Origin of the sequence: Rhodoferax potami, assembly GCF_032193765.1 — a bacterium.
In the GTDB taxonomy this organism is placed as follows: Bacteria; Pseudomonadota; Gammaproteobacteria; order Burkholderiales; family Burkholderiaceae_C; genus Allorhodoferax; species Allorhodoferax potami.
Genome location: NZ_JAVBIJ010000001.1, coordinates 1,070,308 through 1,096,424, shown reverse-complemented (window position 1 = coordinate 1,096,424; position 26,117 = coordinate 1,070,308). Strand labels below are relative to the sequence as shown.

At 62.6% G+C, this 26,117-nt stretch carries 19 protein-coding genes; 10 read left to right on the top strand and 9 right to left on the bottom strand.

The features are described 5' to 3' along the window. Positions 1 to 36: 36 nt before the first annotated feature. A complete protein-coding gene (locus RAE21_RS05250) occupies positions 37 to 1,605 on the bottom strand; it encodes an aminotransferase class V-fold PLP-dependent enzyme (protein WP_313880448.1) in 1,569 nt (522 codons plus the stop codon). Positions 1,606 to 1,735: 130 nt separating this feature from the next. Here RAE21_RS05250 and RAE21_RS05245 point away from each other — a divergent pair, with 130 nt between their 5' ends. After that, complete coding sequence (locus RAE21_RS05245; protein ID WP_313880447.1) at positions 1,736 to 2,203, top strand: Lrp/AsnC family transcriptional regulator; 468 nt, start codon at positions 1,736 to 1,738, stop codon at positions 2,201 to 2,203. Between the two features lie 53 nt (positions 2,204 to 2,256). Here the strand turns inward: RAE21_RS05245 and RAE21_RS05240 are convergent, their stop codons facing one another. Further along, positions 2,257 to 3,147 (bottom strand): LysR substrate-binding domain-containing protein, encoded by an 891-nt coding sequence (locus RAE21_RS05240; RefSeq protein WP_313873222.1) that lies wholly within the window; start codon positions 3,145 to 3,147, stop codon positions 2,257 to 2,259. A 113-nt stretch (positions 3,148 to 3,260) separates the two neighbouring features. Between RAE21_RS05240 and RAE21_RS05235 the strand changes: the two genes are divergently transcribed. From RAE21_RS05235 to RAE21_RS05200, 8 genes are read left to right on the top strand one after another with little or no spacing between them, the layout of a single operon-like run. Continuing rightward, positions 3,261 to 4,238 (top strand): Bug family tripartite tricarboxylate transporter substrate binding protein, encoded by a 978-nt coding sequence (locus tag RAE21_RS05235; protein WP_313880446.1) that lies wholly within the window; start codon positions 3,261 to 3,263, stop codon positions 4,236 to 4,238. A gap of 39 nt (positions 4,239 to 4,277) precedes the next feature. Further along, positions 4,278 to 5,039 (top strand): SDR family NAD(P)-dependent oxidoreductase, encoded by a 762-nt coding sequence (locus tag RAE21_RS05230; RefSeq protein WP_313880445.1) that lies wholly within the window; start codon positions 4,278 to 4,280, stop codon positions 5,037 to 5,039. Between the two features lie 16 nt (positions 5,040 to 5,055). Next, entirely contained in the window at positions 5,056 to 6,708 is a 1,653-nt protein-coding gene (locus tag RAE21_RS05225; RefSeq protein WP_313880444.1) for a (2,3-dihydroxybenzoyl)adenylate synthase, read from the top strand. A gap of 35 nt (positions 6,709 to 6,743) precedes the next feature. Beyond that, positions 6,744 to 7,586, top strand: a complete 843-nt coding sequence (locus RAE21_RS05220; RefSeq protein ID WP_313873225.1) for an amidohydrolase family protein — start codon at positions 6,744 to 6,746, stop codon at positions 7,584 to 7,586. Then, positions 7,586 to 8,794, top strand: a complete 1,209-nt coding sequence (pcaF, locus tag RAE21_RS05215; RefSeq protein WP_313880443.1) for a 3-oxoadipyl-CoA thiolase — start codon at positions 7,586 to 7,588, stop codon at positions 8,792 to 8,794. Before RAE21_RS05220 ends, pcaF begins: the two co-directional genes overlap by 1 nt. 8 nt (positions 8,795 to 8,802) lie before the next feature. Then, positions 8,803 to 9,633, top strand: coding sequence for a crotonase/enoyl-CoA hydratase family protein (locus RAE21_RS05210; RefSeq protein WP_313880442.1), 831 nt, complete (start codon positions 8,803 to 8,805; stop codon positions 9,631 to 9,633). Continuing rightward, complete coding sequence (locus RAE21_RS05205) at positions 9,630 to 10,406, top strand: enoyl-CoA hydratase-related protein (protein ID WP_313880441.1); 777 nt, start codon at positions 9,630 to 9,632, stop codon at positions 10,404 to 10,406. Before RAE21_RS05210 ends, RAE21_RS05205 begins: the two co-directional genes overlap by 4 nt. After that, positions 10,396 to 11,310, top strand: coding sequence for an alpha/beta hydrolase (locus tag RAE21_RS05200; RefSeq protein WP_313880440.1), 915 nt, complete (start codon positions 10,396 to 10,398; stop codon positions 11,308 to 11,310). The genes RAE21_RS05205 and RAE21_RS05200 overlap by 11 nt, the downstream gene beginning before the upstream one ends. Positions 11,311 to 12,225: 915 nt before the next feature. On the opposite strand, the gene phhA is transcribed toward RAE21_RS05200, so the two are convergent. The 4 genes from phhA to hppD are packed head-to-tail and all read right to left on the bottom strand — an operon-like array spanning position 12,226 to position 16,049. Further along, positions 12,226 to 13,080, bottom strand: coding sequence for a phenylalanine 4-monooxygenase (gene phhA, locus RAE21_RS05195; protein WP_313880439.1), 855 nt, complete (start codon positions 13,078 to 13,080; stop codon positions 12,226 to 12,228). A 12-nt stretch (positions 13,081 to 13,092) separates the two neighbouring features. After that, positions 13,093 to 14,373, bottom strand: coding sequence for a fumarylacetoacetase (gene fahA, locus RAE21_RS05190; RefSeq protein ID WP_313880438.1), 1,281 nt, complete (start codon positions 14,371 to 14,373; stop codon positions 13,093 to 13,095). Next, positions 14,370 to 14,915, bottom strand: coding sequence for a VOC family protein (locus RAE21_RS05185; RefSeq protein WP_313880437.1), 546 nt, complete (start codon positions 14,913 to 14,915; stop codon positions 14,370 to 14,372). Before RAE21_RS05185 ends, fahA begins: the two co-directional genes overlap by 4 nt. Positions 14,916 to 14,945: 30 nt before the next feature. After that, on the bottom strand, positions 14,946 to 16,049 hold the full coding sequence (hppD, locus tag RAE21_RS05180) for a 4-hydroxyphenylpyruvate dioxygenase (RefSeq protein ID WP_313880436.1): 1,104 nt from the start codon (positions 16,047 to 16,049) through the stop codon (positions 14,946 to 14,948). A 108-nt stretch (positions 16,050 to 16,157) separates the two neighbouring features. On the opposite strand from hppD, the gene RAE21_RS05175 reads away from it, so the two are divergent. Beyond that, positions 16,158 to 16,664: an Lrp/AsnC family transcriptional regulator gene (locus tag RAE21_RS05175; protein ID WP_428983975.1), complete on the top strand. Its 507-nt coding sequence runs from the start codon at positions 16,158 to 16,160 to the stop codon at positions 16,662 to 16,664. Positions 16,665 to 16,686: 22 nt separating this feature from the next. On the opposite strand, the gene RAE21_RS05170 is transcribed toward RAE21_RS05175, so the two are convergent. The 3 genes from RAE21_RS05170 to RAE21_RS05160 are packed head-to-tail and all read right to left on the bottom strand — an operon-like array spanning position 16,687 to position 26,115. Beyond that, positions 16,687 to 17,394 (bottom strand): OmpA family protein, encoded by a 708-nt coding sequence (locus RAE21_RS05170; protein ID WP_313880435.1) that lies wholly within the window; start codon positions 17,392 to 17,394, stop codon positions 16,687 to 16,689. 23 nt (positions 17,395 to 17,417) lie between these two features. Beyond that, complete coding sequence (locus tag RAE21_RS05165) at positions 17,418 to 17,732, bottom strand: BON domain-containing protein (protein WP_313880434.1); 315 nt, start codon at positions 17,730 to 17,732, stop codon at positions 17,418 to 17,420. A 28-nt stretch (positions 17,733 to 17,760) separates the two neighbouring features. Further along, a complete protein-coding gene (locus RAE21_RS05160; RefSeq protein WP_313880433.1) occupies positions 17,761 to 26,115 on the bottom strand; it encodes a GH36-type glycosyl hydrolase domain-containing protein in 8,355 nt (2,784 codons plus the stop codon). Positions 26,116 to 26,117: the final 2 nt, after the last annotated feature.

The following is a 26,117-nucleotide window of genomic DNA, read 5'->3' as shown; positions in this document are numbered from 1 at the left end:
TTGTGCCGCCAGGTGCCATGCGCAGGGCGCACAGACCTATGCCATTTCCGCCAGTGCTACCCCACCCTCCAGGTGCCACACCTGTGTGTGCCCCCGCGCCCGCAAGAGCGCCGCGGCCTGTCGACTGCGTGCGCCGCTGCGGCAGAACATGACCACCGGGCCCAAGGCTTGCGAAAGGTCCGCAGGCATGCTGTGGCGAAGAGCCTCCAAGGGCACATTCAGGGTGCTGGCTTGCGTCCACGGCAGCAAGTTGTGGCTGGCCTGGTGCTCAGCCACATCGCGAACATCGACCATCCGGGCGTCCGGGTGGCGTTGAAAGAAATCACCCAGAGCATCAGCAGGCAGGCCGCCCTCGCTAGGGCACTCGATGGCCATGGCAGGCCCGCCATTGACTGGGGCAGCGCCCGTACAGCAGGCCCGCAGCACTTGGCCGCAGACGGCGATGCGGGCACATGCCTCGTCGATGAAGGCTGCGTCTACCGTGGCCCCTATCGAGAGGCGCACCGCGCCCTCGGTCTGCCATGCTGGCAGGCCCATGGCCTGCAGCACATAGCTGGGTTCAGCTTTGGCCGCACTGCAAGCACTGCCAGCGCTGATGCGCATGCCAGCCGCGTCAAACACATTGAGCAGTGTTTTGCTGTCCATGCCGGGAACCGAAAAGTTGAGCGTGGTTGGCAAGCTGCATTCAAAAGGCATGTTGAACACCACGCCGGGCAAGGCCGCGCGCAGCGCCTCGGCCAGACGCACACGGTAGTGCGCCAGATGCGCGTGGCTGCGGAACACCGAGTCGCCCCCGTCTTCCAGCACCTGCAACACGGCGCCCAGGGCGGCAATGCCGGGCATGTTTTCGGTGCCGGCCCGGTGCCCGCCCTCTTGGCCACCACCAGCCAGGAGCGCGGTGTAGGGGCTGCCCTCCCGCACATAGAGCATGCCGATGCCTTTGGGCGCATAAAGCTTGTGGCCGGAGAACGGCGCGTAGTCGATGCGGGTGGCCGCCAAATTCAACTCGAGCTTGCCCAGCGCCTGCACGCAGTCGACCAGCCACAGGGCGCGGGAGCCGGTAGTCTGCAACACGGCCTCTATGCCGGCAATGTCAGACACCACGCCCGTCTCGTTGTTGGCTGCCATGGTGCACAGCAAGGTCGCGCCCGGCAAGTGTTGCTGCAGGAATGCCAGATCGTGCAAGCCGTGTGTGTTGACCGGCACGGTGAGCACCGGCAGGTTCAGGCCCAACAGCTGGTTCCAGTGCGCCACCGCTTGCGGCACCGCTTTGTGCTCGGTGGCACCCAGCAAAATCGGCCCGTTTACCGCTTCGCCGGCATCACGGCGTGCGCGCGCGGCACACAAGGCCGACAGCACGGCGGTTTGAATGCCTTCGGTAGCCCCGCTCCCGAACACCAACTGCCCATTCCCGGTACCCAGCACCCGGGCGGCCTGCGCACGCACCCGATCGAGCACGGCCTTGGCGCGCAAACCGGTGCTGTGGCTGCTGCTGGGGTTCCCGAATTGGCCGGACAAGGCCCGCACCCCGGCATCCCGAGCGGCGGGCAACACCGGTGTGGTCGCGTTGCAATCCAGGTAAATCTCGTGGGCAGGTGCGTGCATGGAGGTCGTCGTAAGGTGGTGAAAACAAGCCCTCGATGGTAGGCAGGCACCCACGAACAAACATCTTATTTTTTACCCATATTCAGCGATACATAGAATATTCATTCTCCAATACCGCCCCATTGAAGCAATGAACGCCCATAAAGAACTGGATCGCACTGACCGTGCCATCTTGAGTGAACTGCAAAAAGACGGCACCCTGTCGGTGGCGCAGCTGAGTGAAAAGATCGGCCTGTCCACCACCCCGTGCTGGAAGCGGGTGAAGGCGATGGAAGAGTCCGGCCTGATCGAAAAGCGCGTGGCCATCGTCAACCGCGAACAAGCCGGCCTGCCGGTCACCGTGTTTGTAAGCCTGCGCACCAACCGGCACGACGAAGCCTGGCTGCGCGAATTCGCAGCCGCAGTGGCCGGCATGCCCGAGGTGCAAGAGTTCCACCGCATGAGCGGCGATGTGGACTACTTGCTCAAGGTGGTGGCTGCCGACATCGCCGGCTACGACCGGTTTTACAAGCGCCTGATCCAACTCGCAGAGCTCTCCGGCGTGTCATCGGCCTTCTCGATGGAGCAGATCAAAAGCACCACGGCGCTACCATTGTGATAGCAGCTTGCGCATATTAAATGGGGGCTAGAGGCCGATTTTGATCATGTCTATCAGGTGGGTCCATAGCGACTCAACACGTCCGACAGGTACTCAGCCGCCGGAGTGAGCGGAAAGTCCGGGCGCTGGACCATCACAATCGCGGGCGCCGGTAGGGGCTCGCGGATCCGGATGACCTGCAGTGCATCCCGGGTCATCGGGAATTCTTCCCACTGAACGGGCAACATCGCCAGCAAGTCGCTGTGGGCCAAGCTCACCATGATGGACATGGCGGAGCTGGCCTGCAACACCACATGGGGTGCAGTGAGTCCATGGCTCTCGAACAGACGGGCGATGTCGTCTTCCACGTTGTAGTCCACGCCCGTAATCGCCCAATCCGCCGCTTGCAAGGCCTTCAGTGAGCGCACGTTGGCCAGTGGATGGCCCTTGCGGCAGACCACGGCGCGCCGGTTCTCAAACATTTTGCGCATCGCCAAGCCCGGGGCCGGGGGTGTCCGCGGCGCAGCCCCTAGATAAAAATCCACCGTGCCATCGCGCAAAGGGCCTTCCGCATCTGGGAACAGTCCCTCGATGATTTGCAGCTTCACGCCGGGGTAGCGCGCCCGGAAGGTTTTGAGCGCAAACGGCAACATGCCCACGTGCGGCATGATCGACAGCGCCACGACCACCGCCCCCCGGTCATCGCCCCGGTGCTGGGCGATTTCGTCTTGGGCCCGGCGGGCTTCATGCACGATATTGCTGGCTCGGATATGAAAGCGCCGCCCGGTGTCGGTGAGCGTCATGCCAGTGGTTTCGCGTGTGAACAGCGAGCCCCCCAACTCCTTCTCCAAGGCACGGATACTGCGTGTGAGCGCAGGCTGCGGCACGCCCAATCGTCGGGCTGCAGAGCGCAGGCTGCCATGTTCCACGATGGCGACAAAGTACTGGAGTTGATCTAGCTTCATGGGAGATGCGAAATATGAATCACGATTTGCAATTTGCCATCTTATGTGAATCACAGGCCACTTCTACAGTCACGGCTAGATCGACATATTCGTCGACGACCACAGGAGACACCATGAAACCCCTATCGCGTCAACGGCGCGCCGTGATTGCGGCCGCCTGCTTGCTGGCCGGTGCCGCCGGAGCCTTTGCACAAAACTGGCCCGCCAAGCCCATTCGCATGATTGTTCCCGCCCAAGCCGGTGCTGCACCGGACGTGGTGGCCCGCCTGATCGGAGACCGCTTGAGCACTGCGCTCGGCCAAGGCGTGGTGGTGGACAACCGGCCCGGTGCAGGTGGCATCCCCGGCATGTCCGCACTGGCCCGCTCCGCCAACGACGGCTACACGATTGGCTTTGTGCCGGCCGCCATGGGCACCATCACGCCCTTGGTGTACAAAAACCCGCAGTTCAACCCCGATACCGATTTGCAATCGGTCGCCACCGTCGGCATCAGCCCGCTGATTCTGGTCACCCAGTCTGGCAACAACATCAAGTCCCTGGCGGATCTGGCCAAGGCCTCCAAGGCCCAACCCGGCAAGCTCAACTTTGCAGCTCCGCAAACCAACTCCCTGCCCCACCTCGCAGGGGAGCTGGTCAACAAGTCCGGCAACATGGGCTTGTTCACCGTGCCCTACGCCGGCCCACCCGCTGCCATCGTGGCGGTCATGACGGGTGAAGTCACCATGACGGCGGACGGCATTCCGGGCCTGCTGCAACACATCAAAGCCAAAAAACTCCATGCGCTGGCGGTCACCTCGTCCAAACGCCTGCCGGGTTTTGAGGATATCCCCACGGTGGCTGAGACCTATCCCGGCTTTGAAGCGGTCGGTTGGTTCCAGATCATGGTGCCCGAGGGCACACCGCCCAAAGTGATCGAGACCCTGAACAAAGAGATCAACAAGATCACCCAGTCGGCCGACATCACCGCCCGCCTGTCGGACCTGGGCGTGTACCCGCGCCAAGACAGCGTAGAAGGCGCCCGCGAGTTTTTCGTCAGCCAACAAAAAGCGATGAAAAAGATCGTCGCGGATCTTGGCATCCAGGCCCAGTAAGCCCTGGCACCCCTCTCACCTATCCACAGAAAGACTCCCATGAGTGAACGTAAAAAAGCGCTGGTGACCGGCGGAGCCACCGGCATCGGGCGCAGCGCCGTGCTGGCCTTGGCCAAGGCCGGCTATGACATTGCCATCAACTACGCCTCCAGCGCCAAAGGCGCAGCAGCCACCGCCGCAGAAGCCCAAGCCCTGGGCGCCAAGACCCTGCTGCTGCAGTGCGACGTGTCCGACGACAGCGCGGTGCGCGCCATGATGGCCACGATTGACGCCGAGTTCGGCCACCTCGACGCCCTGATCAACAACGCCGGCACCACCGCGACCTGGAAGGTCAAGGACCTGGAAAGTCTCGACATGGCCGAGTGGGACCGCACTTTTGCCGTGAATGTGCGCGGGACCTTCCAAGTGACCCGCGCAGCCGTGCCGCTGCTCAAAAAGGGAAGCAACCCGGCGGTGGTCAATAGCGCCAGCATTGTGGGCCTGCGCCCGGGGCCACAACCCCTGCCTTACGCAGCCAGCAAAGCAGCGGTGGTCAACCTCACAAAAACACTGGCATGGAACCTCGGGCCCGATATCCGGGTGAACGCGGTGGCACCGGGCTGGATGGAAGGCGACTGGATGCAACGCATGCTGGGCGACAAATACGACGACCTCATGGGCAAGCGCGCCAAGGCCACACCGCTCAAGCGGTGTGTGACCTCTGACGATGTCGCTGAAACCATGCTGAACCTGCTCACCGCCAACCGCTTTGTGACCGGCGAGATTGTGGTGATTGATGGTGGCTTCACCAGTTCGACCTGAGACACGGAGGCCCGCCATGTTGCAAGGATTCGTTCCCTACCCCCCTGAATTTGCGGCCCGCTACCGCGCCCGCGGCTACTGGCAAGACAAGTCGCTGGCCCAGGAGTTCAACGCGGTGTATGCGCGCTTTAGCGACCGCACCGCACTCGTCGATGGCGATGTGAGCTTGAGCTATGCCGACCTCGACCGGCTGAGCACCAACCTCGCGCTCAACCTGCTGGAGATCGGACTCCAGCCGCTGGACCGGGTGGTACCCACCCTGCCCAATGTGCATGAGTTTGTGGTGCTGTACTTCGCGCTACAAAAAATCGGCGCTATCCCGATTGCTGCGCTGGTGACCCACCGCTATGCAGAGATCAGCCAGTTTGTGAATCTCTCAGGCGCCACCACCTGCGTGTACCCGGATGTGATGGGCGAGTTTCACTTTTCGCCGGTCATCGACCGTGTGGCCGCTGAAAACACCGCCCTGCGCATACGCATCGTGCTGGGGCGGGCCAAGCCCGGCGAACACTCTCTGCGGGAGTTGATCGACCGCCCTGCGCACCTGCCGGCGTCCCGCTTGGCCGAAATTGCCATCGACCCTACCGACCCCTGCATATTCCAGCTCTCGGGCGGCACCACAGGCATTCCCAAACTCATTCCCCGCACCAACAACGACTACGCCTACAACTCCAAAGTGGCAGCCAGCGTGTGCGAGGTGGATGCCGAGTCCGTGCTACTCCTGGTACTGCCGATCGCCCACAACCTGCCCTTGGCCTGCCCGGGTATTCAAGGCTTTATGTTCAACGGCGCCAAGGTCGTGGTGCACGCCAACACCCGGCCGGCGGAGATGTTTGCGCTGATCCAAAAACACAAGGTCACGCACTTGAAGGTGGTGCCGGCGTTGCTGATTCGCCTGATCAATGACCCGTCGGTGGGTGACTACGACCTCTCAAGCCTCAAGCTCATCCAGAGTGGCGGCCAGCGCATGCAGCCCGAAGTGCGTGCCAAAACCCGCGCCTTGATTCCCGGTGTGTTTGTTCAAGAAAACTTCGGCATGTCCGAGGGCACCCTGATGTTTGTGCGCTCCAGCGATCCTGAAGAGGTCAAGCTGGAAACCTGCGGCCGACCGGTCTGCGAAGACGATGAGGTCAAGCTCTTGGATGAAGATGACCGGGAAGTGGCCCCCGGCGAGGTGGGTGAATTCACGGTGCGTGGCCCTTACACCCTGCGCGGCTATTTCGGCGTGCCGGAGTACAACGCCAAGCAGTTCACCACCGACGGCTTCTATCGTTCCGGCGATTTGATGCGCAAACATCCGTCCGGTAACTATGTAGTCGAAGGGCGCAAAAAAGACCTGATCAACCGCGGCGGCGAAAAGATCAGCGCCGAGGAAGTTGAAAACCTCATCCTCATGCACCCGGCCGTGCAAAACGTAGCCTGCGTGCCCATGCCCGATGCCCACATGGGCGAAAAGATGTGTGCGTTTGTCATCTTGCGAGCAGGCCAACACCTGGAGCTGAAAACGCTAGTCGACTTTTTGCTGACCAAGGAAATCGCCAAGTTCAAACTGCCCGAACGCCTGGAGGTGTTGGCCGACTTTCCGGTATCCACCTTCGGCAAGGTGTCCAAAAAGGCATTGGGCGAAATGGTCGCAAATATGCTCAAAAACAGCCTTCAGCCCTCTTAAATATTGCGCAATTAGCTATAAAAACAGGAGCAACCATGAGAATTATCGATCTGCACTGCTACCCCGGCACCCAAACCTGGATTGATGCCCAGGGCCCCTACCCGGAAGCCTTGGCCACCTACTGGAAACGCGACTGGGTTGCCAAGTCGGAAGACGACGTCATTGCCGAGTTCACAAGCGCCGGCGTCGAGGCCTGCCTAGTGGCGCTAGACCTGGAAACCACTGTGGCCACCCCGCCCTGCACCAATGAGTATGTGCACGGCATGTGGAAGCGCCATCCGCAACGGGTGATCCAGTGCTGGGGAGCCGTGGAGCCTGCCAAGGGCGAAATCGCGATACGCCAAGTTGAGAAAGCGGTGAAAGAGCTGGGCTTTGTGGGCTTTCACTTTCACCCGATCATGCAGCACTTTGCAGTGAACGACCGGCGCCACTACGACCTCTTTGAGGTCATCAATGGCCTGGGCGCTGCGGTAATGATCGATGTGGGCACCACCGGCATGGGCGCCGGCATGCCCGGGGGACACGGCGCGCGCATCAACCATGCGCACCCGTCCGCCATCGACGACCTGGCGGCAGATTTCCCGAACCTGAAGATCATCATGGCGCACCCCGGTTGGCCGTGGGTGGAAGAGACCACCGCCGTTGCGCTGCACAAGGGCAATGTGTACTGGGAAATGTCGGGCTGGGCACCCAAGCACTTTCCGGGCAATCTGAAAGTCGATATTCGCGGCCGGCTGCAAGACAAAATCATGTTCGGTAGCGACTACCCCAGCCTCCCTTACGAGCGCATCTTGCGCGAGTGGGCAGAGCTCGGCTACAAGCCCGAGGTGATGGAAAAAATCATGCACGGCAACGCTGAACGGGTGCTGGGGCTGTGATGGCGCAGGCCTACCTGTGCGATGGGGTTCGCACCCCTATCGGCCGTTACGGCGGCGGCCTCTCCGGTATCCGCACCGATGACCTAGGTGCACTCCCCCTTCAAGCGCTGATGGCACGGCACCCCGGCCTAGACTGGGCGCAGTTGGAAGAGGTGTACTACGGCTGCGTCAACCAAGCCGGCGAGGACAACCGCAATGTGGCCCGCATGAGCGCCCTGCTTGCAGGCCTGCCGCCCACGGTGGCCGCCGCCACCGTCAACCGCCTGTGTGGCTCCGGCCTGGAGGCGGTTGCCAGCGCTGCCCGCGGCATCGGGTGCGGCCAGCTGGATCTGGCCATCGCGGGCGGGGTCGAGAGCATGAGCCGCGCCCCCATGGTCATACCCAAAGCCACCACCGCGTTTTCACGACAGGCCGAAATCTACGACTCCACCATCGGCTGGCGATTTGTCAACCCGGCAATGCAGCGCCTCTATGGCATCGATGCCATGGGCGAAACCGCGGAAAACGTGGCCGAGGAACACGGCATCAGCCGTGCCGACCAGGACGCTTTTGCCCTGCGCAGCCAACAGCGCGCCGCCGAGGCGCAGCGCAGTGGCGTGCTAGTGGAAGAAATCATCCCGGTCACCGTGCCCGGCAGCAAGCGGGGCACAACCCAGCAGATCACCGAAGACGAGCACCCGCGTGCGGACACCACCCTGGAGAGTCTTGCCCGCCTCAAACCGGCATTTCGGGAAGGTGGCAGCGTCACCGCCGGCAACGCATCCGGGGTGAATGATGGTGCCGCGGCACTTCTGCTGGCCAGCGAAGCAGGGGTAGCGCGCCACTGCCTGCAGCCCCTGGCCCGAATCACCGGCTTCGCCACCGCGGGCGTGCTCCCTCGTGTGATGGGTATCGGGCCGGTGCCCGCAGTTCAAAAATTGCTGGCCCAGACCGACTTGCAGATCTCTGATTTTGATGTGATTGAACTCAACGAAGCCTTTGCCGCACAGGGCCTGGCCGTATTGCGCAGTCTGAGCTTGCCTGACGACGCAGAGCACATCAATCCGCATGGCGGTGCCATCGCGTACGGCCATCCGCTGGGCATGTCGGGTGTGCGGCTGACGCTGACGGCAGCTCGGCAACTGAAGCGCACCGGTGGTCGCCGGGCACTGGTGACCATGTGTATCGGCGTGGGCCAAGGCATTGCGCTGGCCCTAGAACGCGTTTGAAAGCAAAGATGAGCACAGACCCTATTCAATTCACCCGCCATGGCCATCTGGCCCTGCTCACCCTGAACCGCCCCGACACCCGCAACGCCTTGAGTGGTGAAGAGATGTTCGCAGCCTTCGAGCAGCTGTTTGCAGACATGAACGCTGACCTCTCCATCCGCGGAGCTGTGCTGACCGGCGCGGGCAGTGCCTTTTGCTCGGGGGGCAATGTGGCGGAAATGCGGGACCGCACCGGCATGTTTGGCGGCTCGCCCGCGCAAATTGCGGCCAATTACCGGGCAGGTATCCAGCGCATACCGCGGGCCTTTCAAACCTTGCAAGTGCCCATCATTGCTGCGGTCAATGGTGCAGCCATCGGTGCGGGCAACGATCTGGCTTGCATGTGCGATATCCGGATTGCCGCAGACACTGCGCGCTTTGCGGAGAGCTTTGTTAAAGTCGGCATCGTCCCGGGAGACGGGGGCTGCTGGTTGCTGCCACGGGTGGTCGGCTGGTCCAAAGCGGCCGAATTGGCCCTGACCGGCGACACCATCGACGCGGCCGAGGCGCTGCGCATCGGACTGGTGAGCCAGGTTGTGCCTGCCAGCCAACTGCTGGAGGCGGCCATGGCCCTTGGCCAGCGGATTGCGGCTAACCCGCCGCAGGTATTGCGCTGGACCAAGCAATTACTCCAAGAAGGACGCGACAGCACCCTCGACCAGGCGCTGGACTCTGCAGGCCAATTTCAGGGCCTGGCACACCACACCGCAGACCACGCAGAGGCCGTATCTGCATTTTTTGAAAAGCGCGCCCCGGTTTTCGGTAACGACAGCGCATCACAACCGGGCACCCCTGCATGAGCCCCTTGCTCCGTGAAAACGTAGCACCCGGTGTGGTGCTGTTGCGACTGCACCGACCGGAGGTGCTCAACGCTCTGAACCTGACCCTGCGGCAGGCACTGGCAGATGCCTTTCACGCACTCGACCAAGACCCAGGGGTCTATGCGATCGTGATTGCCGGGAGTGAACGGGCCTTTTGCGCGGGTGCCGACTTGCAGGAGTATGTAGATGCCACCCCCACCGACATCCTGGCCAGGCAGATGGACCAGCTCTGGGGTGCCATCAGCGGGTGCAGCAAGCCGGTGATTGCAGCGGTACGCGGCCATGCCCTTGGCGGCGGCTGCGAGCTGGCCATGCACGCCGACATCATCGTCGCCGGTCAGGGTGCCCGCTTTGGCCAACCGGAAGTCAAAATCGGCATCATGCCCGGCGGAGGTGCCACCCAGCGGCTCACCCGGGCGGTGGGCAAATTTGCCGCCATGAAAATTTTGCTTAGCGGAGAGCCCTTCACGGCCACCGAGGCCTTGGGGATGGGCCAAGCCAGTGAAGTCGTGCCTGACGCCGAGGTGGAGCAGCGTGCAATAGAGCTCGCCAGTCACTTGGCCAGCCTGCCGGTGCAAGCCTTGAAATTCATCAAAGAGGCCGTGCTGGAGGGCATGAATCTTCCCCTGGCCCAAGCTTTGGCGTGGGAGCGCAAATCGTTTCAGTTATTGTTTGCCACCCCTGACAAGACAGAGGGCATTCGCGCGCGTTTGGAAAAGCGCCCTGCGGTATTTGCACACCATGACCACTGACCTCACCTTCGCCCCAACGCACATTCCCGCACAGTTGCCTGCGGCAGTGCAGGCCGAGCTCCAAGCCATGGGGCCTGTCGTCGCACCGCAGCCCACGGAGGCACTGTTTGCGCCCCTGCACTCCAAAGCAGTGCCGCAAGACATCCGGATCGAGCGTGACGTGCCCTACGGACCCGATGCCCGGAACCGGCTGGACATTTTTACGCCACTTACTGGCACCGGGCCGCTACCTGTCTTGCTGTTTGTGCATGGCGGCGCCTTTATGCGGGGTGACCGCCGTATCGGCGACGGCACGTTTCACGACAACATGGGTCTGTGGGCAGCGCGCCACGGCATGGTGGGGGTCAACATGTCGTACCGGCTTGCGCCAGAGCACGGCTGGCCCTGCGCGCAGCGCGATATTCAATCCGCCATCCAGCACTTGCGCTCGGCCTCCGCAGCCAGCAACCGGCTTGGCGGCCCCCTTGTACTCATAGGGCACTCCGCCGGAGCAGCACATGTGGCCCAGTACGTAGCCATGCCAGAGTTCCATCAACAAGTTGGAGTCGGGGTGCGGGCTGCTGTTTTGTTGTCCGGCCTGTTCGACCCGGTGACGGCAGAGCACAACCCGCCACTCAAGGCCTATTTCGGGGCCGATGCGGCCCGCTACAGCGAGCGCTCAGCCGTGCCCGGCCTGCTGAAATCGGCCGTACCGCTGTGGATTGGTTATGCAGAACTCGACCCGCCGGATTTTGTACAACAGGCCCACCAGTTAGGGGCCGCCCTGCAACGCGCCGGCAAACCCACTCCGGTGCACCAGTTGAATGGGCATAGCCACATGTCGGAGCTATACGCCATCGGCACCGCAGACACCTCCCTCTCGGAGACGCTGATTCGCTTCATGCGAGGCGCCATCTCGCTATAAATTCAATAGCTACCTGCGCCTGTCAAATCAGGGCTAGAGGCTGATTCGGCTTAAATTTTTGAGACTTGATTGCATTGGGAGGCGTCATATTCCCTGTTGCCGAAACAGGCCGAGCGAATCACCCGCTTGGGGGATGTTTGCTGGCTGCCAACAGAATTACACTGAACATCAACCGCTGCGGGGTTTTGCGGTTTTTTAATCGCGATTGAGGGCATTGAAATATGCCGAAAATCCAGTGCCCATGGGGCTTTCAAGGGAGATCAGATGTCCAGTTTATGGAGCACGGGCCTACTTATAGAGCAAGATTTGCTCTGGACATTACGTTAGCCTGCACAAATGACCGGTGATCTGTTCGTCCTCGTCGCATTGGGTTCTCTGCTCCTTTTTATTCTTTGGGAGATTTGGGGTAATCGGCGCAGTGCTTTGAAGCGGCGTGCCAAGGCCCCTGATGGGCTTGTGCCAAGCGGTGCTCCGCACGAGGGGGGGCTATTCGTTCTGGCTGCCGCATTTGTGGCCTGTAGCGTACTTGTCCTAGTCTCTCCTGAACTGGCAACCTCCGGACGTCATGCGTACCTGTTCAACATTCTCATTTCTAGGGTCGGAACATTCGCGCCGCCACTTCTATTTCTGGGCACGGCGGCGGGGGTCTTTGTCTTTGGACTCGCTGTGCGAAAGCGGCGCCTTGAGCAGACGAGAGGTGACCATGCGGGCTAACAGGTTGCTCGTCACGGTCAATCACCAGTAGGTGGCCGCTTCGCCGCGTGTGGTAATCGCCGTTCAGCGCCAACGTCACCCACAGCCTGCTACTGCATCCATCGCACGCCTAGCAACGCTCTCCGACTTCACTGAACCACTCCTATTTTTGTAGCTGCACGCGCACTATCTACAAGCGCTAGAGGCAGATTTCTCTATCAATCAGACCGACGCAGCTACCTGTGTCCGCACATAAGCCCCATCCCCCCGCTGAAACACCTTGTCGCCAAGCAGCACATCCCCCGGCGCATAGGTGGGGCCGCTGTTGAGGCGTTCGTAGATCGGGTCAAAGTCAATGCGGGCAAGGTCCAGCAGGTTGCTCAGGCTGTCTAGTACGAAGTAGCACTCTTGGAAATCGTCAATCCGATAGCGGGTGCGCATGACGCGCTCCAGGTCAAAGCCGATGCGGTGGGGCGATGCGCTGTGCACCGCGAAGCCGCTCTCGGTGAATGACGAGGCAATGCCTGCACCGTAGATGCGTAAAGCATCCTCAGCGCCGCTTGCGCCCTGCACCTGTTCTTTGACCAGACCGAACTCCACCGTGTACCAGTACACCCGCGCCAACTCGGTCAGTTTGCCGATGCGCTGTGCACGCAAGCCGGCCTGCCCGTAGAGCTGGATGAAGTCCGCCATGACCGGGTGCATGAGCATGGGCACATGGCCGAACACGTCGTGAAACACGTCGGGCTCTTGCAGGTAGTCCAGCTGGTCAGCACCGCGAATGAAGTTGCCGCTCGGAAAGCGCCGGTTCGCCAGGTGATTAAAAAACACCTCGTCCGGCACCAGACCCGGCACGGCCACCACCTGCCAGCCGGTGCGGGGCATCAATACTTCGTTCAGTGCATCAAAGTCGGGAATGGCGTCTGCACTCAAGGGCAAGGCGTGCATGCCTTCGACAAACTCGCGGCAAGCCAGTTGCGGCAACAGTGCTGTCTGGCGCTCAAAAAGCGTCTTCCAGACCGCGTGGTCTGCGGCGCTGTAGTGCGCCCAGTGTTGGGGGATGGTGTAGTCGTCCACCGGCCACCCCTCTTAACGCACCGCCAGCAATGTGCCTCGGCAGTCGCCAAAGCCGATACGCCGCGCACCCGCTGCTGTGCAAGCGCCACGCAGGATGATGCTGTCGCCATCTTGCAGGAAGGTGCGCACTTCGCCGTTGGGCAAGGTGATGGGTTGCTTGCCACCCTGGGTCAACTCCAACAGCGAGCCGCCTTGCTCTGGCGCCGGACCGGACAAGGTGCCGGTGCCCAGCAGATCGCCCGCACGCAGGTTGCAGCCATTGACGGTGTGGTGGGCCACCAGTTGCGCCAGCGTCCAGTACGCGTCCCGCATGTTCGATTGCGACAGGCGCACGCCGCCTTCGCCTGCAGCGCGCATGGCGGGCGTTTGCAGCCAGACTTCAAGCTGCACATCCAGCGCACCCCGCGTGCGGTTGGCCTCACCATCCAGATAGGGCAAGGGCTGCGGGTCCGCCGCGTCGCGCACGAAGGGGGTGCGAAACGGCGCCAGCGCCTCCATGGTCACCAACCAGGGCGACACGGTGGTGGCAAAGTTTTTGGCCAGAAACGGGCCCAGGGGTTGGTATTCCCAGGCCTGCACATCGCGCGCGCTCCAGTCGTTAAGCAGCGTGAGGCCGAAGACATACTCTTCTGCATCCGCTATAGAAACAGGAGCACCCAGCGCATTACCCATGCCGACCCAAGCCGCAACTTCTAACTCATAGTCCAGCCGTGCGCTGGGCCCGAAATCCGGCACCGTGGCACCCGGCTTGAGCGTTTGGCCCTGGGGGCGGTGGAACTGCTGGCCGCTGGCACCGATGCTGCTGGCCCGGCCGTGGTAACCGATGGGTACCCATTTGTAGTTGGGTAGCAGCGGGTTGTCGGGGCGGAACAGCTTGCCTACCGTGGTGGCATGGTGGATGCCGGTGTAGAAGTCGGTGTAGTCCCCCACTTCGCAGGGCAAGCCCAGCTCGACTTCGGTCTGGCGTAAGAGTGCATCGGCCCAGACTTTTTGCAGGGCAGAGCCCTCGCGCAGGCCTTCCCAGATCGCCAGCCGCAAAGCGCGGCGCTGGGCCACCGGTGCGGCCATCAGGCGGTACATGTCGTTGTGGTCGATCAGGCCGGTGGCGTGCAGGTCTAGCACGCGGTCGCCAATGGCCACGCCGATTTGCCAAGGCTCCAACTCATTGTGGCGGAAGCGGCCGAAGGGCAGGTTCTGGATCGGAAAGTCGTTGTCCGGCGCATTGGCGGACTCGACCCAGCTTTGCGTGTCGGGTGCGTGGGTGGCATCCAAGCCGTGGGGCGCTGCGCTCATGCTTTCGCTCCAAATTCGTTGGCGTGCAAAAAAGCGGCGTGTTTGGGCGCGCGCTTGGTCACGCTCCACTCTTCCAACATGGCCCATTTCACCTGGTCCATTTGCGCAAGCTTGGCCTGTTCGTCGGGGTCCGGGCAAGACAGCTCCAGTCGGTGGCCGTTGGGGTCAAAGAAGTAAATGCTGTGGAACATGCCGTGGTCGGTCACGCCCAACACTTCCACGCCTTGGGCTTCGAGGTGCGCTTTGAACTCCAGCAGCTCAGCCCGGTCTTTCACCTTGAAGGCGATGTGCTGCACCCAGACGGGCGTATTCGGGTCGCGGCCCATGGGGGGTTGGGTAGGCAGCTCAAAGAAAGCCAGCACATTGCCCTGCCCTGCATCCAAAAAGACGTGCATGTAGGGATCGGGCGCTTTGGTGCTGGGCACCAGGTCTTCGGCAATCGCCAGCACAAAGTCCATGTGCAGCATCTTCTGGTACCAGAGCACGGTTTCTTTGGCGTCTTTGCAGCGGTAGGCCACGTGGTGGATGCGTTCTATTTTCATGGGGTCTCCTCGGGTCGCGTGCTGTCGAACTTATGCCACTTCGATTGCGCCACGGCGCATCTGGTCGCGCTCCAGTGACTCAAACAAGGCCTTGAAGTTGCCTTCGCCAAAGCCCTCATCGCCACGGCGCTGGATGAACTCAAAAAACACCGGGCCGAGCTGAGTCTGCGAAAAGATTTGCAGCAGCAGGCGCGGTTGTCCGCCCTCAGTGCTGCCATCCAGCAAAATACCGCGGCTCTGCAACTCTGCCACCGGCTGGCCGTGCCCGGGCAGGCGGCCTTCCAGCATTTCGTAGTACACGTTGTTGGGCGCGGTCATCAAGGGCACGCCAGCCATGGCCAGCTTGTCCACGGTGCCCACCAGGTCGTCACAGATCAGCGCAATGTGCTGAATGCCCTCGCCGTTGAACTGCATCAGGTATTCCTCGATCTGGCCGCCGCCCTGGCGTGACTCTTCGTTCAGCGGAATGCGGATCTTGCCGTCCGGCGCGGTCATGGCCTTGGAGGTCAGACCGGTGTATTCGCCCTTGATGTCGAAGTAACGGATCTCGCGGAAGTTGAATAAGCGCTCATAAAAATCAGCCCAGAAAGCCATGCGGCCGCGGTACACGTTGTGGGTCAGGTGGTCGATCAGCTTCAAGCCATGGCCCACCGGGTGGCGGTCCACGCCCGCGATGAATTCAAAGTCGATGTCATAAATCGACTTGCCGTCTTCAAACCGGTCAATCAGATACAGGGGCGCGCCGCCAATGCCTTTGATGGCGGGCAGATTCAGTTCCATAGGGCCAGGGCGCAGCTCCACCGGCTGGGCACCCAGTTCGAGCGCGCGGTTGTAAGCGTGGTGCGAGTCTTTCACGCGGAATGCCATGCCGCAGGCGCTCGGGCCATGCTCAGCGGCAAAGTAACCGGCCACGCTCTTGGGCTCGCGGTTCACGATGAAATTGATATCGCCCTGGCGGTACAGCACCACGTCTTTGGAGCGGTGCTTGGCGACCAGCGTAAAGCCCATGCGCTCAAACACCGGCTCGATCACGCCCGCTACCGGAGAGGCGAATTCCACAAATTCGAAACCCATCAGGCCCATCGGGTTCTCGAACAAATCTCCGCTCGCTCCGTTGGTGTTGGTAGTGGTCATGGTGTTGCTCCTCGAACGCTGTTTTGAAAGCGTTAATTGTGGTCAAACCTGCCTGCAAAGGGTATGCAAATTAGCGGGACTACACCCAGCCACATGCATAATTTGTGCATGAAGATGATTAAAGACGAAGATTCGTTGCTTGATAGCTTTGATATCAGCCTTCTTGCTGCACTGCAGCGAGATTCGCACGCCACCCACCAGCAAATCGGGGAACAGGTGCATTTGTCGGCGTCCCAAGTCAGCCGGCGGGTGCAGCGGCTGCAGGCGGCCGGCATCATCCGGCGCTATGTGGCGCTGCTGGAGCCGCAGGCCATTGGCCTGGGCGTCCGGGCGATCAGCTACGTGACACTGACCCGGCACAGCGGTGATGAGGGTCTGGCCTTTGAGCGGGAGATTGCCGCTTTCCCCGAAGTGTTGGAGTGTTACTCGGTCGCGGGTGAGTCGGACTACATCCTGCAGATCGTGGCTGCCGATCTGGGCGTGCTCTCCGAGCAGGTGTTGCGCCGCCTGACCAGGATTCAGGGAGTCGGCAGCATCCGGTCCAATATTGTGCTGGGGCGCATCAAGAGCAGCACCGAGCTGCCCTTGGGCCACTTAAAGCGCAGCGCGGCATAAAACCTCCGGTGCACGGGCTGCCTTAACGCACTGCGGCCTTGGTGCCTTGCACGTCAACCTCGACCCGGCGATCCCGCTGCAGGCAGGCAATTAAAGCCGCCCGCTTTCCACCGGGGCAATCGGCCAAGGCGGTCAGCGGGTTGGACTCGCCTTCACCATAAGCCTGAATGCTGGCAGGTGCCACGCCCTTGCTCACCAGGTAGTCGCTGACTGCAGTGGCGCGGCGCAATGACAGCTTCTGGTTATACGCCGTGCTGCCAATGCGATCGGTATAGCCCCGCACGTGGATAGCATCAAACGTGCTGCCACTGAGCTCTACGGCCAAGCCGTCCAGCATGGCGGTGCCATTCGGCCCGAGAACCGATTGATCGAAACCAAACAGCGCGTCTGCCGAAAAGTTCAGGCGTTGCGCCGGCATCGGAATCAAAGCCGGAGCCGCTGGCGGCGCAGCCCGTGCCGGCTCTACAGGGGCAGGCGCTGGTGCCGGCACCACGACCGGCGCAGCGGCCATGATGACCGCGTCGCAGGGCGCTACTGCCAGTGCGGGCGTCCACGCCCCGTTGCGCCAGCACTGACCGGGGGTGGCACTGCCCACGAAGCTGCCAGCCCCGTCCAGCAAGTACCCCCGGGTATCTGGCGCCTGCGCCAAGCCAAGCCCGGACGACATCGCCAGTGCCAGCCCCACGACCAGCGGGGCCCTGCGAAATGCACCTTGTTGGATGTGCGTCATACGTTACTCCTTAGACAGGTGGTTCAAGGACGCACCGACACTTCGTTTTTCACCGCCCGAACCCCGCTCACACCCCGTGCAATGCGCTCTGCCGAGTTCTTTTCAAGAACGCTTTTCGCAAAGCCGGAGAGCATCACGGTGCCCTTCATGGTCTCTACGCTGATGGCGCCGGCGTCCACTTCCTTGCTTTCGACAAAGCGGCTCTTCACCTGGGTGGTGATCGTGGCGTCATCCACATAGGCGCCCATCGTTTCCTGCCCCCGCTGCACTGCGCAACCTGACAAGAGGCCAGAGGCCAGCGCGATAACGGTCACAAGGATGCGCATTGAATTTTTCATGGAGAACTCCTAAACGGTGAATGAACACCTAGACAGTAGTTCTGACGGCTCCGGATGTCGGTACGCTATCGAACTGTCGGTGCGCCGGCATCTGCAGCTCCACCCGGTGAACACCCCGCAAGGCCGCGTAGTTCAGCCATTCGCCGATAGCCAGCGTTGTCACACGCCGCACTGACACCATGTGCGTTTCTTCGACCAGCGGCTTGGCAAATCTCACCTCCAACACACACTCGGGCAACCGCAGTTGCATGTGCGCTTGGTCCCAGTGCGCGGGAAAACAGGGCCTGAAACACAGCCGCTGCGGCCCGAACTCGAGCCCGAAGATCGACTCAGTGGCCGCCCGGTACATCCACGCGGCCGAGCCGGTGTACCAACTCCACCCGCCCCGGCCCGCATAGGGTGGCGCGCCGTACACATCGCCAGCCATGGCATAGGGCTCTAAGCCATAGACAGGTCCTTGCACCGGGTCAGCACTCCGGTGGGCCGGGCTGAGGTCGCAAAAATAGCGGTAAGGCAAATCGCTCCCCGCCTCCCGGTGCAGCTGCGCCATCGCCATCAGCGCCCACACACCCGCATGGCTGTACTGCCCCCCGTTTTCGCGCACCCCGGGCGGGTAGCTCTGGATATAGCCCGCGCTGGGCACCTGATGCTGCAAGGGCGGAGCCAAGAGCTTGATCAAACCCAGCGCAGGGTCTGTCAACTCCTGGTGCGCAGCCTGCATGGCCTGTGCTGCGCGCTCCGGGGGCGCCGCTTGGCTGAGCACCGCCCAGGCTTGTGCAATCAGGTCGATCCGGCACTCCTGCAAGGTGTGGCTACCCAAAGGGCTGCCGTCGTCAAAAAAGGCGCGGGCATACCACTGGCCATCCCAAGCCGGGCCGGCCAACGCTGCGTGCCAGCCGTCGGCGGCCAGCTCCCAGCGCTGCGCACGCGCCTGCTCCTCCCTGGCCCTTGCCACAGGTGCCCAGTTGCGCACCAATTGCACCAAAAACCACGCCAACCACACCGACTCACCTTTGCCCAGTGGGCCGACGGCGTTCATGCCGTCGTTCCAGTCGCCGGTGCCTATCAATGGCAAACCATGGGCACCGACCTGAAGGCTGTGGTCGAGGGCACGGGCTGCGTGCTCGTACACCGTGGCGGTGTCTGCAGTGGCAGGTGGCGCAAAGTAAGCGTCTTCTTGCTCGGGCACCAGCAGCGGCCCCTCGAGAAATGGCACCTGCTCGTCCAACACGGTGTCATCACCCGTGGCCTGCACATAGCGGGTCAAGGCCTGCGGCAACCACAGCAGATCGTCTGACATGCGGGTGCGCACACCCGCCCCACCTGGGTCATGCCACCAGTGCTGTACATCCCCGGCTACAAATTGACGGGATGCACACAACTTGATGTGGGCCCGCAGAGTAGCAGGCTCTGTGTGCACCAGCGCCATCGCGTCTTGCAGTTGATCGCGAAAACCTGTCGCGCCGCCCGCTTGGTAAAAGCCGGCCTTGGCTGCCATGCGGCACGCGAGGGTCTGGTAAAGCAACCAGCGGTTCACCAGTGCATCCATCAGCGGGTCGGGCGTGGTGATCGTGATCTGGCCCAGGCGCCAATTCCAGTGGGCGGTGACCTCGTGGATGCGCTGTGCCGGCAACACCGTGAGCGCCTGACGCGCCAAAGCCAAAGCGGCATCGGCATCAGCGGCGTAACCCATCAAAAACACGTGACTGCGACTCTGGCCCGCTGGCACATCCAGAGGGATCGAGAATGCAGCACATGGGTCACTGCCTGACGCCTCGGGAGCGGTGGTGCCTTCGTCGCCGGCCATGAGGTCAGGCACCGAGAGCGCACCGGTGGAGTCAAAAAACTGCCGGCGGTCCGTGGTCCACTGCAAACGCCCCGCCTTGGAGCTGCTGTCATGCGGGGTCAAACACGCCCAAAAAGCCGTGCCCCCGCCCAATCCCGCCGCCTGCTCACGCTGGCTGCACATGAGCACCGCATCGGTGGCAGAAATGTGGGTTGTACTTGCGGTGGACATGCGATCGCGCAAGGCCGCACCCAGCACCCACTCCACCATCCCGGTGCAGCGCAGGCGCACGTCAGCCGCCCCCTGGTTGTGCACAAGCACTTGCACCTGTTTGAGTTGCCGGGCCACATCGACCAGCCACAGCACTTCCACCTCCAAGTAGCCCCGCCGGTGGCGAATCCGGGTCATGCCCTGGGTGTGGCTGACGGTGTATTCCACGCCGGGCAGTGCCCAGGCGTCCGGGCTCAAGGACCACACCGCCTTGGGTGATGCGTCCAGATCCTGCAGCCACAACCATTCGCCCGGCGGGTCCGCCACAGGGTCGTTGGACCACGGGGTCAGTTGGTTCAAGCGGCTGTTACCGGCCCATGTGAAGCCGCCACCCGCCTCGCTGAGCACAGTGCCAAAGGCGTCGTTGGCCAACACATTGACCCACGGCCGCAGGGGCCGCGACTCCCGGCTCACCAAAAAGCGGAACGCTTCACCGTGGGCGGCAAACGCCCCGGTAGACACGCGCACCGCTGCTGGCAAGGCACTAGCTGCGGCACCGGGCGCGCGCCTGGGGTGCGCAGCCCGATGTTGGGCATCGAGGTCATGGCTGGCAGACCACGCCTGCACATGGTGCAGCAAGGGCCGGCCATCCGCATCCAGAAACATGCGGGCCAGCGCATGCAGCGTGCTGCGCTCGTCATCACTGACCGCGTCATCCCGCAGCACCCACATGCCGATGCTGGTGTTTGCATCTTCTTTCGGGTGCTCTGAGTTCAAGCGGTCGCACAGCACCGTGAGCTCCCGTTGCAAAGACAGGTGGTAGGAGGCAGGCTCGGCATTCAAGACCACCAGGTCGCAGCCGAGTCCGGCCCAGGCCCACATACGCATGGTCTGGCTGAGCGCGCGCACTAGCCCCAGGCCTTGCAATACCGATATCGACACCAACAATATCGGCCGGTCGCCCGACAAGCCCATCCGCCACAGCAAGCGCTTGTCACACACCTTGCTCTGGATGGGTAATGCCGCCCTGCGCAGAGCGGAAGGCTTGCTCAGCACAAATAGCAACGCGGTAGTGATGCTCTGCATCGCAGTCAAGGTATCCGGGCTAATTTGTAGCGACCGCAAACGGATACCGGCCAAGGTGGACGACATCGACGATGCGCGCAGCACATGGCTGCTTTGCTGGTACTTGTCGATCAGGGCGTGCAAGAGTGCCGTGCCTGCCGCCGCCGCGCTTGCAAAGGTCAACTGTGCTTTGGCAAAAGGCGCCAGCCGGATCCGCACCGACAGCGCTGCCACCGGGTCCAAACCGCTGCTCCCCGGCCCTGCGCCCTGGAAATACGCCTCCCCATGGCGCATGCCCTGCGACCAGCCGCTGTCCCGACCCGGTTTGCAGTTGCGCCCCAACCAAACTTGCCGGTCCGCACAGGCCTGCACCGAGAGCACGGTGGCATCGGTGTGCGCCAAAAAATGCACCGCACACACCGCGGGCTCGGTGGGCACCCGTGGATTGCGCTGAAACAAAAGCGCACGTTGCGCCTCGAGCCATTCGCTGTGCACAAACAACTTGGAAAACGCCGGGTGCGCCTCATCGGCACCTTGGGCATTGAGCGCCACTTCCCAGCAGCAGCTCAGCTCCAGCTCCAGGACCTCATCCCCGGTGTTGTGCAGCTCCACTTGCCGGAACTCGATATCGTCTTCCGGGCTCACCCAGACCGTTATCCGGCTTTCCCAGCGCGGGGTGTTGCAATGAAAAATCGCCCGGTCCGGCTGAAAGCTGCAGCGGTAGTCGGCCGCAGGGTCCGGCGCCGGGCTGCGGGTGATGGAAAACCGGGGCAAGCCCGCACTCCCCAATTCGCGGCAAAACACAAAGTGACCAAAGGCGTCGCGCAGTGCGTCATCGCGAAAGCGGCTGATCGCGGTCGTGCCCCAATGGCTGGCGCCCGCCCCGTTGGCGCGCACCACCGTGCCGTAGCGGCCGTTGGATAACAGTTGACTCGGCTCCACCGCGTGCTGCCCCGGCACCAGCTGCCGCACCAGGCCCGGTGGGCGTGTTTGCAAGCGCTGCTCCACCACCGGCTGCGGCAGTCCGGTGGGTTTGCGTATCTCCTTGGGCACCCGCTCATGCAGCAAGCTGCTGACCGCCTCCATGTGCGGATCGGCCATCCCCCACCGTTTGACAATGTCGCGGTGCAACAGGTTGGTCAATGAGGCCAGCGCCATCCCCTGGTGGTGAGCCATGAAAGTACCTACCGGCGTGAAAAGCTCCACCCCGGTTTGCCGCACCGGCGTGTAGTCCAAGGCCTCCATAAAGCCCCACTCACGCCGCATCCCCAGGCCTTCAAGGCGCTGCAGGTTCGCGATGGCCGCATGCGGGCTCACCATCAAGGCCATCAAGGTGGCATAGGGCGCAACGACCAGTTCATCCAGTGGCGTTCTGCGCAGGGCCAGCGACGGCACCCCTTGCGGCGCATATTGGTAGGCCATGGAGCTATCTCGCCCGGCATAGGCGGACTCCGACACGCCCCAGGGCACGCCTTGCTGTTCGCCAAACGCCCGCTGTGCCCCTACCGCGTGTTCACAAGCACTTTGCAACAAGCTGCCCCGGGGCTCGTCGAGCATCAGGGACGGCATCAGGTACTCAAACATCGAGCCGGACCACGATTTAAGCCCCGGCTGCACGCCATAAAGGCAAACAATCCGCCCCAAGGCGCCCCAATGCGCGGCGTCTACATCGCCCTTGGCAATCGCCAGCAAGCTGGTCAGCCGGGATTCGGAGGCCAACAGGTCATAAAAGGAGTTGTCCAGCTCTTGCTCACGCACCCGGTAGCCGATATGAAACAGGCGCCTGCGGGTGCTATACAAAAACCGGTAGTCCGGTGCCAGCGCCAGGGCCTGCATGCGCCGGGCCAACACTTGGAGCTCGGCGCTTTGTGCATCACACGCCACCGACACACCGTCGCGCCCCTCAGTACAAAAATCAAGACAGGCTTGTGCGGTGGTGAGCAAGTGGCCGCTCAAGTTGCCGCTGTCTACGGTAGACACATAGGCGGGCAGCAGCACTGCCAAGGTCTGGGTGTCGTACCAGTTCAGAAAATGCCCCTCGTGCCGGGGTAACTTGTCCAGCGTGTCCAGCGTTGCTTTCAAGCGGGTAGCCAGATCTGCCATGCTGATCCAGCCCGCCTGTGCTGCGCAGGCGCAGCTCAACAGATACAGGCCGATATTGGTCGGCGAGGTGCGGTGGGCCAGCATTTCAAAAGGCAAGACCTGCAAGTTGTCGGGCGGCAAACAGTGGTCTTGCGCCGTCACACAGCGCTCAAAAAAGCGCCAGGTGTCTTGCGCCACACCTTGTAGGTAGGCCACTCCGGCGGCGTCCGGCATGTCGATGCGGCGGCTCCACTGGCTCTGGCAGGCCAGCCACAAGGCCAGCGGTGACAAAAACCACAAGACCGCCCACGCTGTAGCCCAAGCTGGCAGCGTGATCCATGGGGCCAAAGCCGCTGCACCCGCCAGTGTCAACACCACCAAACCAGCATGGGTTCGCAGCATGGCAGCCAGGCGTGTGCTGCTGCCGGCTTGCACGCTGGCGGCCGTGGTCCACTCCAGCAAACCACTCCTGCTGATGGCAAGGCGGTACAGCGAGCGCCAGACGGCGTCCACCGCCAACATACTCTGGCGCAGCAACTGCATGCATTGCCACACTCCTAACGCCAGCACCCGCGCAAAGTCGACGCCGGCACAGGCATAAAAGTAGCGCAGCTCTAAATTGGGTCGCCCCGGCACCAGCCCCGCCAGCGCCCCGATGAACGGACCCGCGGTATAGGCCAGCAAGACAAGTAGCAAGGCAAACACCGGCTCCAGTCCGATGCCGCTGACCGACATCAACAAGAGTGCCAGACAAGCCGGTGCCACCAGCGAGCGCCGCAGGTTGTCCAGCATCTTCCACAAGTTCAGGAATGAAATGCCGTACTGGCGATAACGCAGCATGAACGGAATCAACTGCCAGTCGCCCCGCGTCCAGCGGTGGATGCGGGCGTTGGCCGTTTCGGGGTGGTGCGGGCCGTCTTCCAGCACCGTTACATCGGTAACCGTGGCGCAGCGCACCAATGCGCCCTCCAGCAAGTCATGGCTCAACACCTGCCCATCGGGAAAGCGCCCGCTCAACACCTGGTGCACCGCCGCCACATTGAACAAGCCCTTGCCGGTAAAAGTGCCCTGCCCGAATACGTCCTGGTACACCTCAGAACTGGTGGCGCTGTAAGTGTCAATGCCGAACTGTCCGGCAAACAGCCAGTGATAGAAGGTGCGCGCATGTTCCCCCGGCAAAGGTGCCGAGACCCTAGGCTGCAACACGCCGTACCCCTTCACGATGGTGCGGGTCGCCGGGTCAAAGACCGGCTGATTGCTGGGGTGGGCCGCAATACCCACCAGCGAGCGGAGTCGTCCGGGCGGCAACTGGGTGTCCGCATCCAGCGTGACCACGTAGGGTGTACCGGGCACGACGTGGCTCAGGGTGCCTAAGTCGACAAAATCACCTTGGCCGGTTCCTGTCAGTCTGGCGACCAGGGCCTCCAGCTTGCCGCGCTTGCGCTCCCAACCGATCCAGGCGTTTTCAGACCGGCTGAAACGCCGCTCCCGGTGCAGCAGCGCAAAGCGCGGGGCCGCTAGAGCTTGCCCCGGTGCAGCGTCTGCTGCTGCTGGCACAGGGTAACGCTGGTTCAAGGCCTCGAGGCCGCGCACCGCATGGGCCAGCAACACCGGGTCGGTGGGCGTGGTCGGGGTGGCAGCGTCCAGATGGTCGGTCAACAACACAAACTGGGCCAGAGGCTCCGGATTGGCCAGGTAGTGCAAATGGAGCCTGCGGGCCAAGGCCTCAATGCCCGGCGCATCCACCAACATGCACGGGATCACCACCGCCACCCGGTGCTCAGCGGGCAGCCCCTCTTTGAATGCCAGTCGTGGCAGGCGCCGTGGCTCCAAGGACTCGCTGGCCAAGCGGTTGACCAAGGCCACCATCGCCTCGGAGGCCGGCACCATCACCAACAACCACAGCGCCACACGGAGCCAGGCAGAGTCGAGCGCGCGTGGGGCGCCGTGCCAGAGCACCAGCCACGCCATCAGCGCCGCAGTGGCCAAGCCAATGGCGCCCAGATAAAGGGGCAAGGCCCATACGCGGCGCACACGGGCCCCGTCAAACCGCAAGTGCGCGGGCAAGCCCAGTGCCACCCGCAAGGCACCGCCGCCCGCCCCGCCCAGCCAATACGCAGGGACCTGGGCCTCCATCTCGCTGACTGGCGCTTTTTCCATCAGGTCGAGCAGGGTCTCGGTCACATGGGCCTCGGGCTTGCCGCTGCGCTTGGCCAGCTGCTCAATGCCGTGCAATGTGGTCTCACGGGTCATGGAGTGCTCTGCCTGGAACACCGCATTGCCCAGCAGCAGGCGGGTACACACATTGGTGCGCATCACCACTTCCGGCCAATCGGCATCCCCGATCGTGCGCAGCGAGGTCACCGAGTTGCTCACACTCAGGTTGTCGGCAGCTTGCTCTGCGCGCTGCTGCAGCAGCACCGCGGGCAAGAGGGGCAACATGGTTTGCAGCCAGGTTTTGACCATCACCCGGCTGTCCGGCAGAGTGGTTTGCAGGCGCCGGCTCATTTGCGCCAAGAACACGCCCTCCACACCCCGTAGCCGCATGCGGGCTGCCAACTCCCCCAAGAGGCTGATGCTGTAGTGCTCCAGGTCATCACAGCAGCGGTTGGCCAACTCGCGTGCGGCCTTGTTGGCCGCCACCCGATCTGCCAAGCGCCGCAGGTTCTCCATCAGCACCACGCGCAAGGTGGTGGGCAATGCCCACAGCTCGCTCAAGCGCAGCTCGCAGCTCTGCTGATAGGCGTTGAGAAAATGCACCAGCAAAGACTCATCGAACGCGCCATCGGTGTGCGCCACAAACGCCCAGGCCACGCCGTAGACCCGCGGCAAGCCCGCCAGAGGTGGCTGCACCAGTACCGGCAGGCCCTTGAAATAGTTGGACGGCAGGCCCTCATCGACTTCTTTGAACTGCGCCTCCAGCAAATGGAAGTTCTCCAACAGCCATTCGGCAGCCGGGCTGATGTCATACCCGGTGCGCGCTTGGCTTCCGATATACGCATTCACGCTGCGCAAGCGTTGGATGTTGTCTTGCAAGCGGGGGGTAAAACTCTCCCGGTGGCTGCGCTCCCTGACGACCTTGTGGGTCAGCCCGAGGCTGATGCCGTGCCGCTCAAAGCGCTCCATCCCGAACACCTCGGACCGGATCGGCGCGTCCAGCGGGCCGGCGTCCAAGCCGAGCGCAGACCACAGGCCATCCGGTACCTGATCCAGTATCTCGTTCCAACGGGCCGGCGGCATGC